The sequence below is a fragment of the Sorangium sp. So ce296 genome (assembly GCF_051529605.1).
Lineage (GTDB): Bacteria > Myxococcota_A > Polyangia > Polyangiales > Polyangiaceae > Sorangium > Sorangium cellulosum_D.
The window spans coordinates 822,092-835,907 of sequence record NZ_CP150325.1 but is presented as its reverse complement, the minus strand read 5'-3'; the positions used below and the strand labels follow the sequence as shown (position 1 = coordinate 835,907).

At 71.7% G+C, this 13,816-nt stretch carries 11 protein-coding genes; 4 read left to right on the top strand and 7 right to left on the bottom strand.

The window, feature by feature from the left end; translation table 11 throughout:
* Positions 1-119: 119 nt before the first annotated feature.
* Positions 120-2,945 carry a glycoside hydrolase family 3 C-terminal domain-containing protein gene (locus WME98_RS03190; protein ID WP_437949903.1) on the bottom strand — a complete coding sequence of 942 codons (2,826 nt, stop codon included), beginning with the start codon at positions 2,943-2,945 and terminating at the stop codon, positions 120-122.
* Between the two features lie 572 nt (positions 2,946-3,517).
* Here WME98_RS03190 and WME98_RS03185 point away from each other — a divergent pair.
* Positions 3,518-3,721 (top strand): hypothetical protein, encoded by a 204-nt coding sequence (locus tag WME98_RS03185; protein WP_061623806.1) that lies wholly within the window; start codon positions 3,518-3,520, stop codon positions 3,719-3,721.
* 197 nt (positions 3,722-3,918) lie between these two features.
* On the opposite strand, the gene WME98_RS03180 is transcribed toward WME98_RS03185, so the two are convergent.
* The 3 genes from WME98_RS03180 to WME98_RS03170 form a co-directional block, all read right to left on the bottom strand.
* Positions 3,919-4,689 (bottom strand): YsnF/AvaK domain-containing protein, encoded by a 771-nt coding sequence (locus tag WME98_RS03180; protein ID WP_437332086.1) that lies wholly within the window; start codon positions 4,687-4,689, stop codon positions 3,919-3,921.
* Positions 4,690-4,801: 112 nt separating this feature from the next.
* Entirely contained in the window at positions 4,802-5,173 is a 372-nt protein-coding gene (locus tag WME98_RS03175) for a DUF2382 domain-containing protein (protein WP_437949902.1), read from the bottom strand.
* A 475-nt stretch (positions 5,174-5,648) separates the two neighbouring features.
* Positions 5,649-6,254, bottom strand: coding sequence for a hypothetical protein (locus WME98_RS03170; protein ID WP_437949901.1), 606 nt, complete (start codon positions 6,252-6,254; stop codon positions 5,649-5,651).
* 241 nt (positions 6,255-6,495) lie between these two features.
* Between WME98_RS03170 and WME98_RS03165 the strand changes: the two genes are divergently transcribed.
* The 3 genes from WME98_RS03165 to WME98_RS03155 are packed head-to-tail and all read left to right on the top strand — an operon-like array spanning position 6,496 to position 10,353.
* Positions 6,496-7,569, top strand: coding sequence for a hypothetical protein (locus tag WME98_RS03165; protein WP_437949900.1), 1,074 nt, complete (start codon positions 6,496-6,498; stop codon positions 7,567-7,569).
* Positions 7,566-8,477, top strand: a complete 912-nt coding sequence (locus WME98_RS03160) for a S8 family peptidase (RefSeq protein WP_437949899.1) — start codon at positions 7,566-7,568, stop codon at positions 8,475-8,477. The genes WME98_RS03165 and WME98_RS03160 overlap by 4 nt, the downstream gene beginning before the upstream one ends.
* Positions 8,464-10,353: a hypothetical protein gene (locus tag WME98_RS03155; protein ID WP_437949898.1), complete on the top strand. Its 1,890-nt coding sequence runs from the start codon at positions 8,464-8,466 to the stop codon at positions 10,351-10,353. Before WME98_RS03160 ends, WME98_RS03155 begins: the two co-directional genes overlap by 14 nt.
* On the opposite strand, the gene WME98_RS03150 is transcribed toward WME98_RS03155, so the two are convergent.
* The 3 genes from WME98_RS03150 to WME98_RS03140 all read right to left on the bottom strand — a co-directional run bounded on the left by WME98_RS03150 (position 10,343) and on the right by WME98_RS03140 (position 13,789).
* Positions 10,343-11,263 carry a transposase gene (locus tag WME98_RS03150; RefSeq protein ID WP_437949897.1) on the bottom strand — a complete coding sequence of 307 codons (921 nt, stop codon included), beginning with the start codon at positions 11,261-11,263 and terminating at the stop codon, positions 10,343-10,345. The genes WME98_RS03155 and WME98_RS03150 overlap by 11 nt on opposite strands.
* Before the next feature lie 221 nt (positions 11,264-11,484).
* Complete coding sequence (locus tag WME98_RS03145; protein ID WP_437949896.1) at positions 11,485-12,660, bottom strand: lactonase family protein; 1,176 nt, start codon at positions 12,658-12,660, stop codon at positions 11,485-11,487.
* Positions 12,661-13,006: 346 nt separating this feature from the next.
* The gene (locus tag WME98_RS03140; protein ID WP_437949895.1) at positions 13,007-13,789 is read right to left on the bottom strand and encodes a MerR family transcriptional regulator; all 783 of its coding nucleotides are present in this window, start codon (positions 13,787-13,789) and stop codon (positions 13,007-13,009) included.
* Between the last annotated feature and the right edge of the window lie 27 nt (positions 13,790-13,816).

Genomic DNA, 13,816 nt, shown 5'->3' with positions numbered 1-13,816 from the left:
GAAGGCGGGAAGGCAGGAAGATCGTTGATCTTTTCTTCCCGCCTTCCCGCCTTCATGTTCAATTTGGGGCACTGCCCGTCGTGCGGTGCGGCGGGGGAGCTCCGCGGCACCGGATCCGATCACGTCGATCGCACGTAGATGACGAAATCGACCGTGGCGGTGGCGCCGCGGTACTCCACGGACGCGGTCACCGTGGCCACGCCGGGCGCCTCGGTGCGGATCGTCCCGCGGCGGTCGACGGAGACCACGCGGGGGCGGTTGCTGCGGAAGCTCACCCGCGTGCCCGCGGGGAGCGGGCGGCTTTCGCCCTTGGTGATGTAGCCGTAGAGCGTCTCGTCGGTCAGCGAGACGGTGAGCTGCGGATCGATCTCCGCGCCGACGGGGAAGAAGACCCGCTGCTGGATGCCGAGGTCGTGATCGCCCACGATCTGCGGTTTGGCGGTCGCCACGGCGGCCGTCGGGCGGAGCGCGCCGGTCACCGTCACGAAGGTCTGCTCCTCGATGTCCTCATCCGCGGCAGAGCGCGCGATCTGGAGCGCGTAGGTGCCCGCGTCGACGGTATAGCGACCCTGCGCCTGGTCGAAGAAGGCCAGATCGGCGACGGGCAGCTCGAAGCTCACGCGCCGGGTCTCCCCGGGGCGCAACGAGATCTTCTGGAACGCGCGCAGCCGCTTCCTGGGACGCTCGAGCGAGGCGGGGGCGTCGGGCGTGCTCACGTAGAGCTGGACCACCTCGGCGCCGGCGACGCGCCCGGCGTTGCTGACATTCACGCTCACCCGCAGCGCGCCATTCGCGTCCACGCGCTGCCGATCCGCGCGCAGTCGGGTGTAGCGGAAGCTGGTGTAGCTCAGGCCATGACCGAACGGATAGGTGACCGGGCCCTGGAAGTACATATAGGTTCGTCCAAGGCTGCTCGCCGTCGGTCGAACGGCGTAATCGTCGATCGGGGGCAGGTCGGAGAGGTTCGTGTACCAGGTGAAGGGCAGGCGGCCGCTCGGGCCAGCGGCGCCGAGCAGGACGTCGGCGAGCGCCTCGCCCTTGCGCTGGCCGTTGTAGGAGCTCCAGAGCAGCGCCGCCACGCCGGGCTCGAAGCTGCCGACGTCCATCTGGCCGACGGTCTCCATATAGACGATGGTGCTCGGGTTCTGCGCGGCCACCTGTCGAATGAGCTCGGCCTGGGCGCCGGGCAGATCGAGGGTGGTGCGGTCCACGTCCTCGCGCGAGTGGCGACCGTCCGTGCCCACGTAGACGACCACGACGTCGTAATCGGCGGCGGCGGCGACGGAGGCCGCGTCCACCTCGGCGAGGGTCTCCGGCGTCACGCCGGGGTAGAAGTCGACGGCGGCGTCGGGGTTGATGGCCTGAACGGCGGCCTTGATGCCGCTGTAGCCGTTCACCGTCTTGGCGTTGCCCGCGGGGCCCTGGTCGCTGGAGTAGCCGCCCAGGAAGACCTCGGCGGGGTTCGCGTAGGTGCCGATCACGGCGAGGCGGAACGCGCCGCGGCGCGGGACGCGGAGCGGCAGGAGCTTGCCAGTGCTGCCGTCCTTGCGCCGGGTCTCGCCGTTCTTGAGGAGCACGATCGCCTCGGCCCCGACCTCGCGCGCCATGGCGAGCCGCTCGGGCGTCTCGGTGATCGCGCCGTTGTCGTCGCTGTTGAGCCACGTCCCCGGCGCGACGCGGGCCCGCGCCTGCGTGACCCAGGGGACGCGGGCGTCGTCGTCGAACTCGCCGAGGCGCATGCGCGCGGCGAAGAGCCGAGTGACCAGCGGGTCGACGTCGTTCTCGTTGAAGATGCCCGTCGGCGTGGGGATGGCGCGCGCGACCGCGTCGGGGAGGGTGTTCGCGTAGCTGAAGCGGTCGTGATAGCCCCAGTTGCAGTTGAGATCCTCGCCGGCGACGGCGGCGAAGGCGTGGCGCTCGACGGCGTCGAGCGGGTGGGGATAGCCGGGCGGCTGCCAGCGGTGCCCGGCCTGGATCTCGCGGATGGCGTCGCAATCGGAGGTGAAGAAGCCCCGGAAGCCGAACGTGGAGCGCGCGAGCACCTCCTTGAGCTGGATGCTGGCGGCCACGGGGACGCCGTTGACGCGGTTGTAGGCGCTCATGATCGACGCCGGATCGGCGGCGCGGATGACGTCGCGGAACTGCGCCGTGTAGTACTCGCGCAGGGTGCGCTCATCCATGTCCGAGCTGCCTCTGCGGCGGTTGAACTCGCTGTTGTTGGCGGCGTAATGCTTGAGCGTGGTGTTCACCTTGAGGTAGCCGCGGCCCTCGGGCAGGGGGCGGCCGCGCTGGTCTTTGCCCTCCATGCCGTTCACGAACTGCGCGGCGATGGCGGCGGTCAGCACCGGGTCCTCGCTGAAGGCCTCGTCGTTACGGCCCCAGCGTGGATCCCGCGCCAGGTTGATGGTGGGGGCGTAGACGTTGAGGTCGAGCTTGTTGTCGCGGAAGATCTCGCGCGCCTCGTCCGAGATCATGCGCGCCTCGCGGTACATGAGCTCCGGGTTCCAGGTCGAGCCGAGGGACAGGTCGACGGGATAGGACGTGGTGTTGACGGTGTTGGGCGGGTTGCCGCCGTGGTTGACCTGCTCGCGGGCGACGCCGTGCGCGGCCTCGTTCCACCAGCCATAGGCGGGGATGCCGAGCGATGGGATGGCCGCTGCCTGGCTGCTGACCATCTGGCTGGCCTTCTCGGCGAGCGTCATGCGAGAGACGAGATCCGCGGCGCGCTCCTCGGGCGAGTAGCGGCGGTTCAGGTAAATGGGGGTGTCGGCGGCCAGCTCGGTCGAGCGCTCGGCCGGGTCGAGCGCCGCTGGGGCGAGGTGCGCCGCGGGCTCGGCCGCGTCGGGAGGCGCATGGTCCGACGAGCAGGCCGCGATTGCGGTCAGCGCGAGGGCGCCGCGGAGCGCGGAGAGCGCGCTTGTGAAAGCCAGGTGCTTGAAGGTCATTCGTTGGCCTCTTTCCGTGGTGACAAGACGGTGGAAAGGCTCCTACCTGATGCCCTGTGATATGTGATGCGTGTTACATATAGGAAATGCGGGCGAGCGGCAACGGAATGCGGGGCGACCTCAACCTGGGTCGGCGTTGGCGACCTCAACCTGGGTGGGGCCGGCGGCGCGACCTCAACCTGGGTGGGGCCGGCGGCGCGACCTCAACCTGGGTGGGGCCGGCGGCGGCGGTGCGGCGATCTCAACCTGGGTCGGGGCGACCTCAACCTGGGTCGGGTCGGCGACCTCAACCTGGGTCGGCGTTGGCGACCTCAACCTGGGTCGGGTCGGCGGCCTCAACCTGGGTCGGGCCGGCGGGTCGGGGTCGGGTCGCGCAACTTGACGGGAGCACGATTTCAACCTGGGTCGGGTCGCCGGTGCGACCTGGGTCGGGTCACCTGGGCCGCGCTTCGCCTCCGGCGACTCAACCCTGGGTCGGGGCGGGGTCAGCGGCGCCACCTGGGTCGGATCGCGGGACGCGGCGCAATGTCGGAACGAAACGCCTCGGGATAGGCTACGCTCCGAGCCCGTCTATGATTCATCATCCCGGACACCGAATCTGCCTCACGTCGTGGGAGCTGCTTCAGGTCTTCCACGGAGCGGTCATCCCTCGCCAGGGAGAGCTGCTGCTCATCGAGAAAGATGGATGCGAGTCGAAGTACCGCGTGGAACGGGTCATGTACAAGATGACCAGCAACCACGAGCTCATCGCCACCGTCTTCGTGGAGCCAGCGTGATCCCCTCCGGAATACATCGGAGATCGACCGTGGACCGTCCCTGATGCCTCGTCGTACGACGATCCAGGCGATGCACGGGAACCACGGCTGCTCCCGCGGTTCCCCTAAGGATCACAGGGACGAGCTCGAGCGACGCGCTATGCGCCTCCGGGAAATCCCAGGATGCGAGCTCGATGGGCGGGAGGTGAAGGAGAGGTCTACGCCTTGCCCGTGACCTTGTCCCATGCGTGCCGGACGGCGGACTTCATGTGCTCCCAGGTCCCGGGGTTGCGCTCCTCCCAGGCCTTGCCCGCCTCCGCCTCGATGGTCGTCCAGTCGTGTCCCTTGAAGTTCTGGGACGTCCCGAGCTGATAGCCGAACAGATACGCGGGCGCGACCTGGTCGTAGGCATAGCCGTGCTTGGAGTAAGGTCCCGCCTGGTAGTGTTGCCGGAAGTCGGTGTCGTAGCGCTCGTACGCCGTCGTCCCGTTGCTGCGCTCCGCCGCGCTGACCGGCTCGACGTGGACCTCCGTGTGGCGCAAGGTCTCCCGGATCTGCTCGGTCCTCTGGGTCACCGCCTTGCTGACGACGACCTCCTCGATGACGCGCGCCTTCTTCGCGACGACCGCCTCCTCGTCGGTCTCGACGAGCTCCACGGTGCCGGACTGGAAGGTGTCGAGCGCCGCCGGCTGAACCGGCCGATCCACCGGGTGCCGCTCGACGTGGACGTGCTCCTCGCGCAGCCTCACCGACTCCTGGACCGGCTGCTCGACCAGCCGGCTCGATACGCGTACGCCGCCGCGGTTCACGTCGCGCTTGCCGACCTGCAGCTCCTCCTCGATCACGGGGACCGCGATCTGCTCCTGCAGGACGTCGGCCCGGAGCTCATCCGTCTTCGCCGTCGAGGGGGCGGCCTTGGCGGTCTGCTGGGACCTGCTCAGCTGCTGAGAACGCTGGGACGGGGACATGGAACGTTCGCTGTGATTCATGACGTGACCTCCATGATGTCGTGGTCCATGTGGACCGTTATCCCCTCGCGCCACGCGCGGAGGTGGGGTTCGTGACTCGATCGCCCGGGCGCCGGAGCCCGTCCGAGGATCCTTATTTCTCGTCGCGATCGCGCGGGGGCACGCGCTCCACCCGCACGTCCTCGCGCCGGAGCGTGACGCGCTCCGGCGGGCTCATCTCGACCGAGCGGACCCGCGTGATGCGGAGCTCCTCCTTCAGCACCAAGCGCTTCTCGACGAAGAGCACCTCCTCGACGACCGGTACGATCAGAGTGTCACCCTCTTGACGGGTCGCCGGCGGCTCCGTCACCACCCGATCGACGGCGACGCGCTCCACGACCACGCGCTCGCTCACGAGCGGCTCCTCGACGGCCTCGACCCGCTCGTGAACCTGCTTCGTGATGCGGACGCGGCCAGACTCGACCGTACGCTTCTTCACCTCGAGCTCCTGCGCGACGACTGGCACGATGAGCTCGTCGGTGATCTCTACGCTCCTATCCGCCGGTTCCTGGCTGCTGCTCGAGTCCTGCACGGTGCCCCGGTGCGCGCCCCTCCACGGAGCGCGGTCGATCGTCGGTTGAGTCGCTCCCCATGAGCGCTCCCCGGCTGGAGCACGGTCCGGGCCAAGCGCGATCGCAGGCGCCGAGGCGCGGTGGGCAGCGCGATCTCCTCCGCCCGCGCGCCGCGCCTCGCGAGGCATCGCGCCACAGGCCTGCTGCGAAGGAATCTTTACAAAGTGCCTGTTGCCGGGGATCGCGACGCCAGAGGTGATGACCAGAAGGCCACACGTGAGGCCGCAACGCGGTTCAGCTCTGGGCGCACCGTGAGGCGCGTCGATCGCGGATCACTGGGTCGCTCGCCTGTCGCCCTTATCGTCGTGCCGATTGGCCGCTTGCACGGGTTTCCCGGCGCGCAGGGGCCGCCCGCTCGCCTGTGCGCCCTCACGGATCGCAGGGGCCGCCCACGCGTACGGGCGGGCGGGCGAGCTGCTCCGCATCGCGTCCGGCGCGGATCGCCTCCTCGGGCATGTCCGCCGAGATGTCGGGCGGGCGGCCCGCGAGACCCCGCGCGAGGTAGATGAGGATGGACGCGGTCCCCCAGGCCAGCGCGAGCGCGACGCCCGCATCGACGATCGCGCGGTACGGCGAGGACATCCGCCGGACAAGCAGGATGAGCGCCACGATGCCCGCGATGAGCACCCACGTCGCGATCAGCCGGCGGCGCGTCGTGTGGAAGAGCGCCATGCAGTAGAGCGGCGCCAGCGCCACGTGCAGCGGCCGACGATGCTCTGCGAGGTAGAGCGCGCGCGCGACCACCCGCGGCGAAAAGCGCTGTTGAAAGCCGCGATATCCCTCGAAATAGGCGATCACGACCGTCCAGGCCGCAAGCAGGACGAGCTGGCCTGTGGTGAGCTCGTGGGCCGTCAGGATGCGAGCCGCCGTGGCGCCGAGCCGGTAGATGGCCTCGACCAGGACGGCGACGACGCCGAGGACACCCCAGAGGACGATGGCGAGACGACGCCGATGCTCGCAGTCGGACGAGCTCATCGCACCCACGCTGGATTGAGGGGCTCCATGGCCGTGGACCGCGAGCCGTCTGCCGCGTGCGCGGACGATCGCGTCGGACGGTGCGCCGGGCAGCCGAATCGCCGCATGCCCTCGCCATGCTAGGAGAGGAGCGGGGCACGTCAACCGGAACTTCGCAGGGCGGGAGGCCAGCCCGCGGCGCGCTGCCGGTTGCGTGGTTGCGGTTCGTTCGGCGGCCGTCCGGCGGTAGCATCGCCGCCCCATGCCGATCGCCGACCGCTCCGCGCCGGGCGCGCCGCCCGCCCCGGCGCGGGCCCTCCCGCCCTATCCGCACGCGCTGCGCTCGCCGCTCGCCCCCTTCACCGCGCGCCTGCGCGACTTGCTCTCGACCGTCGAGTCCGCGGCGCTCCTCGGCGCGGTCGAGGCGCGCGTGCGCGGGCTCGGGGAGCACCTGCGCTTCGCCTGCCTCGCGATGCCGTGCTCGGAGGCGCTCGTGGCGCTCGAGATGGAGGCGCTCGGGCGGCTCACGGTACCCGTCGTCGCCAACGCCGCCGGCTACCGCACGGCGGGCGCGGAGCTGCCGCCGAGCGGCACCCCGTTCGCGTACCTGCTCGGCGGCGGCGGCGGGCACGCGGTGGCGTTGGCCGACGGCGATGCGATGATTGCGCCGTTCCGGCGGATTCTGGGCGGGGTGCCGGCCTATGCAATATTTGTGCCGATTCGCGTCGGCGCGGCGATCGTGGGCGGCGCGGCGCTCTTCTCGCACGACGCGCCCCTCGGAGGTCGGGAGCTCGACATGGCCGAGCGGCTCGCCGAGGTCCTCGCGCTCACCGTGGAGTCGTTCCGCACCGAACGGGTCGTCTTCGAGCTCTTCGCCCGCGCTATGCCAGACCTGCTCGGGCACGCGCCATGCCAGATTGGGGCGGCGAGCACGAACCAGGTTGGGGCGGCGAGCACGAACCAGGTTGGGGCGGCGGCGAGCACGAACCAGGTTGGGGCGGCAAGCCCGAACCAGGTTGGGGCGGCGGGCCCGAACCAGGTTGGGGCGGCGGGCCCGAACCAGGTTGGGGCGGCGGGCCCTGGTCGGCCGCTTCAGGAAGCAGCGGACCCACCGCCGACCTCGCTCCGCGCCGCTCTGGAGCGGCACATCCATGCGCTCCGCCTCACGCCCGAGTACCGCCGCCGTCTGGAGCTCGCGGCGGTGGTGGGGAGGCTCGCCGAGCACGGCGAGGTCGAGGCTCGCCTCGCCCTCGACCTCCTCGCGCGGATCGACGCCTACGCGCGCGGCGGCGGCGTACAGGGGCCGCTCGGCGAGGGGGAAGGGAGCGCGGCGTGACGAGGCCCTCTCCGGTGGGGCCGGGCGGCGATCTCCGCGACGCCGCGCGCCGCGGCGCCGGCGTACGCGTCGCGCTGGTCGACTCCGGCGTCGACGCCTCGCACCCTGCGCTGCGCTCGGCGGCGCTGCGCCATGTCACGCTGAGCCGCCGCGGAGCAGCGCACGAGGTCGCGCCGTGCGCGCCAGGAGACGTCAGCGGGCACGGGACGGCTTGCGCGGGCATCGTCCACCGCATGGCGCCCGGGGCCGAAATCACGAGCGTCCGCGCGCTCGGCGAGGACGGACGATGCTCCCGCGACGGGCTCATCGCGGCGCTGCGCTTCTGCGTCCGCGAGCGCTTCTCCGTGATCAACCTGAGCCTCGGCATCGATATCCCGAAGAGCGCGCCGCTCCGCCCCGGCGACTACCGGTCCCTCGTCGAACTCTACGAGGTCGCCGACGCGGCCTACACGGCAGAGGTCGTGCTCGTGGCCGCCGGCCCGAACGCGGCGGCGTTCCGCACCTATCCGGGGCGCTTCAAGTCGCTGATCGGCGTCGGTCGAGGGCCCTTCCAGGACCCAGAGGCGCTCCGGAGCGAGCTCACGGACGACCACGAGATCCTCGCGCCCGGCGACGAGGTGCTCGCGCCCGCGCCCGGCGGCGGCGACCGGCGCTGGACCGGAACCTCGTTCGCGGCGCCCCATGTGACCGCGCACGTCGCGCGGATCCGCGCCGCCCGGCCGGAGCTCTCGATCGAGGCGGTGAAGGCGGCGCTGCACGAACTCGCGCGCGGGTCGGGGAGCGGGGCGGGGAGGAGCGCGGAGGAGGGCGCGACGGAGGTCGGCGCTGGCGCCGCGGCGGCGGGCCGCGGCGCCGCGCCCGGGCGCGCGGCCGCGGAGGCGCCGGAGGATGGCCGTGCGCCCGCTTGACCCGCTCGACGGCGTGTCGCCCCTGTCGCGGCTGCTCCGGAGCGCGCCGGGCGCCGAGGTCCGCGCCGAGCTCGACCGCATCGAGGCGCTCCTCGGGGAAGGCGACGCGCCTGCGGCGGCACCGGCCGCTCCGCCGCTTCCAAGAGGCCCGCTCCTCGCCGCGGCGCTCGCCTTCGGGCGGGGCGCGCTCGCGCTGCGCGAAGGCGCGCTGGACGCCGCGGTCCGCCTCCTCGACGGCGCCGCTGCGGCGTTCGGTGAGGAAGGGGCGGCCGAGGCCCGGGACCTCGCCCGGTGCGAGGCGGTGCTCGCGCGCCTGCGCCGCGACGCGCGGTCGGCTTGCGCCTCCGCCGTCGCGGAGCTCGATGCCATCGCGGGCGCAGGCGACGGCCGTCGCCGCGCGGCGGTCGTGGCCGCCCATTACCGCGCCACGGCCGAGCGGATCGCCGGCGACGCGGCGGCCGCGCAGCGCACGCTGCTGTCTGCGCTGCGCGGATCGGAGCCGTTCCTCGACGAGCGGGCGCAGATCCTGAACTCGCTGGGGACGCTCTATGTGACCCTCGGCGCCCACGGGGCGGCCGAGGCGCTGCTGGAGCACGCGGCCGAGCTCCACCGCCGCCGGGGAGACGCCGTGGGCGAGGCGATCGCCTACGGTCAGCTCGGCGCGGCGGCGCTCGGCCTCGGCGCCGTCGAGCACGCCCGCGCGGCGCTCCAGCGGCAAGAGTGGCTGTGCGCGCGCCTCGGCGATGCGTTCGGCCGCGCCCGCGCGCTCACGTTTCTCTCGGAGCTGGCGCTCGAGCTCGGACGCGCCGACGACGCCCTCGCGCTCGCGACCTCCGCCCGCGACATCGCGGCGGGCGCCACGCCGCCGCTGCGGACCTGGATTGCCTATGCGGCGCGGGCGATGGGGCGCGCGCGGCGAGACCTTGGCGATCTCGGCGCCGCGGCTGCGCTCGAGGAGGCGGGGGCGCTGTTCCGGGAGCTCGGTCATCCGCTCGGGGAGGCGCTCGCCGCGTGGGACCGCGCCTCGGCCGAGGCGCTCGCGCCGGTGAGGTCCACAACCCCGGTCGCGCCGGTGCAGCCCGCAACCACGGTGCAGCCCGCAACCACGGTGCAGCCCGCAACCACGGTGCAGCCCGCAACCACGGTGCAGCCCGCAACCACGGTCGACTGGTTCTCCGCCGCCTGGGCGCTCGGCTCGCTGGGGCTGCCGTCCCGCGTGGTGCTGCTCCTTCGCGAGCGGATGGAGATTGAGGAGGCCGCGCCGCGGCCGGAGAACGGCGAGCCGGTGTCGGACGGCGGGATTCGTGAGCGGGCGCTCGCCGCGGCGGCGCAGACCTCGCCGCATGTGGCCGTGCAGCGCGAAGTCGAGCTCGTCTACGACCGGCCGGATGACCTCACCGTGGTTGCCGCCCACAGGGCCGCAGCGCACCGCAATCTAGGCCGCCTCGCAGCGCTGACCCTCGCCCCGCCCGGCCTCGTCGTCGCCGCGATCGCAGCCTCGAGCGTCAACGTCCGCGGCCTCGTGCTCCCGTCCGAGCGCGCGGCAGCCGCCTGCATCGCCCGTCTGCCCGGGCTCGCTGTTTGGCTCTGGCCGTCCGCCACCGCTCCCTCCGCCATCGGCAGCGATCTCGCCGACCTGCGCACGGCGCTCGGCGAGCCGCTGCGCGCCGCGCTCGCGCTCGCGCCGGCCGGACGCGTGCTCTGCCCGCCCTTCGCGGGCGACGTCGGCGCCGAGCTCGAAGCGGTCGAGGTCGGCGCCCTGCTGGCATTGGCAGAATCGCTCGCACCGGGCGAGCTGCGCCTGGATGCACAGCTGGGCTGGAACGGGGAGGTCGGCGCGAGCGTCGAAGCCCTGGGGTTCGTCGTCACGCGCTGAGAGCGTCCGCAGCCACGCTCGCGCCGTGGAACGTGCGCATCCACCATGTTCCTATCGGGAAGACGACACTGCGTATACCGGAACGCCAGCGTTCGAGCGCCGCTCGGTAGGATGCGCGAAATGTCCGTACGGCGTCACCGGCGATTCTCCACGCGTCACCCTGATTACGGCCCACCGCGAACGTCGGATTGCGCTCGCGGAGTGCTTCCGTGCTCGTGGCCCGCTCGTAAGGGGAGACATTGCTGGCTCGCTCGGCGCCCAGAAAGCGGAGTCCCTGCTGCTGCGTCTTGGCATGTGCCTGCGCTTCCTGCCGCTCGAGCTCGGCGGCGACGTCGCGGCGAAACCCTTCCGCGCTGTCCTGCTCTACGGTTGGGGGCAGCGCGAGCGGGAGCGTCGCTTCCTCGGGCCACTGTGGGTTCTCCGGATCGAGGTATACCGAGGGCCGCATCGCGTGCAGGACGCCGCGGCCGAGCTCGCGTACGTCGACCTTGGCGCCCGGCCATTCATGCGCATGCCGGACGAGGCCGGCGGCAACAGGGTTTGCGAGGACGTATGCGATCTTCTCTACCAATGCTGCGCGTGTCAGCAGCCGTACCGCGCTCGTGGGCTCGTGGTCCCACACCGGTCCTTCCCACGCGCGTAGCACCTTCGTCCCGAGCGCCGCGATACGATGGAAGAACTGTAGAAAGCGCGGCAGAACGCCGTCGACGTCCGTTACGATGAGGTGAAGATGCGTCGACATCGCGCAGAATGCGTGGACCTCGATGCCGTAGCGGCGGCTCGAGACGGCGAGGGCGTAGACCAAGAGCTGGGTGATGCCTGCGTCTGGGCGGAGGAGGTGATGCCGGCGCAGGATGCGGCGGGTGATCAGGTATGTGGCGCCGGGGATGATCGCGCGGGGCTGGGTCATGGCCGGCGCACATTAACAAATGCCGTGCCAGGGTTCTGGTGACGGATTTTAAGGGATCGACGTGCGTCGGGGGGGTGGCGGCCGCCAGGCTATCCGCCACTTAAGCCACCGTAACGTGGGTACGGCACCGCCAGCCCCGGTCAGCCGGACCCAGGTCGATTCATCCCCCAACCTGGGTCGATTCATCCCCAACCTGGGTCGGTTCATTCTGGTCATCCTCCTCACCGAACTGCGATGCCCTGCGCGCCGCCACCAGGCACCAACCCACCTGCCTCGCCTCGCGGGAGCAGGCTACCGTCGCGGCTCACCTGGAATGCCGCGATCGTCCCGGCCCCGGCGTTGAGGGTATATAGAAACCGCCCGTCGCGCGTCATCGTGAGGTCGATCGGCGCCGTGCCTGCGGGAAACGACGCCGACACGCCGCCGTCGAGCAACGTCAGCGCGCCGCGCGCGTCGACCTGAAGCCCGGAGACCGTGTCGCTGCCCGTGTTGGCCGTGAAGACATACCGGCTCCCAGGCGCGCCGGCGATCCAGCAGGTCGCCCGTTGGAAGGTGTCGACCGTGTCGCTGATGACGGCGAGGCTGCCATCCGCACGGATGCCGTACGAGGACACCGCGCTCGTGTCGCCGGTCGCCGGCACGCCGTCGCCGCCGACCTCCGCCACGAGGAGGTGTCCGCGCCGGTCGAAGGCGAAATCGAACGGGACGAGACCCCTGGAGATCGTCGTGACCGGAGCGTCGCTGGGGAAGCCGCGGCCGCTCACAGGGAACACGTGGATCTGGTTCGACCCCTTGCCTGCCACGACCAGCACCTCCCCGTCGGGAGAGAACCCGATCTGACCCGGCGTCGCGCCGAGCGACGGCGGAATCGTGCCGCCGAGACCGAGATCGCGGACCGACCCGTTCATCGGCACAAGCTCGCCGCACGGGTCCACCTCGAAGCCGGCGATGTTGCCGTCGCCACCCACGTTGAGGACATAGACCAGGCCGCCGTGCGACGCGACGCTGACGGGAAAGTCGCCGCCCGAGTCAACCACGTCGAGCAGCGTCAGGCCGTGCGGCCCCACCCCGAACATCGACACCTCATTGCTCCCCGCGTTCACGGCGAACAGCAGCTTTCCGTCCTCGCTGAGGACGAGCGACCCTTGCGAGCCGAGCGGGTTGATCGGCCGGCTCGGCGCGCCGAGCCCCCCGGTCGCATACGTCCCTGCGTACGCGAGCGAGCCGTCCGCGGCCCGGTCATACGCCACCACGGCATTTCCATCTCCGGCGTTGGTCATCACGAAGACCTGACCGTGCCGGTGGACGCCGGCGCCGTGCGCCATGGCGTCGCCGGGCGCGCTCGCGGCGAAGATCCCCAAGCTCAGGGCCGTGATGTTCATCGTGCTGCGAAACATGAGAAAGCTCCTTGGAACGGCGCCGTGAACCCAGCGGCGCGGGCTTGTCGGTGGGTCGATCGTCGAGGCGCATCTCGGTCGTGACGACAGCGCACGACGCGCCCCGAGCCCTTGGGAGCGCGCGTCTTTGCGCGCCCCGTCAGGCGGGGTCATCCGCTGCTACGCGGAAGCCCCTCCGCCGTTTCGCGGCTGCCTCGACCGGCCCGCTCCGGCGCGCCTCTGCCGCTCACCCGGGCGACGCTCCGCCTGCGCACGCGCCGCCCGCGGCGGCTTGGCCGACACACGCTCGTCGCCCCGCCTCTTCCGGCGACGGACGGACGACCGCCCCGCCCCGCCGGGGGTGAGGTCAGCGCGGCCGCCCGCCGCCGCAGCCGGAAGGCTGGATGCGTCGGACGGCCATCATGAGCAGGTAACGGTCCGGAGCGCCGGGCAGGTACCGCTCCAGGTGGAGCTCCCCGGGCCGGAAGCCGAGCCCGTGCAGGAAGCGGAACACGCGGTGCGCGGCCTTCTCGTCGCGCGCGGTGCACTCCAGGGTCGCGAACACGGTCGGCGGTACGTCCTGGCGCCGCGCCCCCGGCGGCAGCCGCCGGCCAGGTCGGATCCGGAACCCGACCTCGCCATGAAGCTCACCGTCCCTCAGGTCCAGCGTGCGGACGTACCCGCTGGTCAGGACCGGAACGCGCCGGCGCGCCAGCTCCCGCTTGCGCGCCGCCACGTCAGCGCGAAAGGCCAGCGGGCCCTCCGGCGCCGTCGCCGGGTACCAGACCAGCACCGAGCGCTCCTTCCAGTGCTCGAGGTGCATCGGCAGCTGCGACGACGACACCCCCCGCAGGTACTGATCCGCGATCTCGAGCGACAGCAGGCGGGCCGTCATCTCCTGCTGCCACGTCGCGAGCATCGCCTCCCGCGCCCGGCCGCTCAGGCGGAGGAACTCGCGGATCGCCGCGATGGGGATCCCCGCCGCCCGCAGGCTGCTGATGCTGCGGGCCTCCTCGACCTGCCCGGGCGCATAGGCGCGGTAGCCGTTCGCGCGCCGGCCGGTCGGCAGCAGGAGGCCCTTGCGCTCATAGAAGCGAAGCGCGCTCGGCGAGAGGCCGCTGCGGTCCGCGAACTGGGAAATCGTGAGCATGCGGCGGATTTCTCCTTGAGCTTCAAC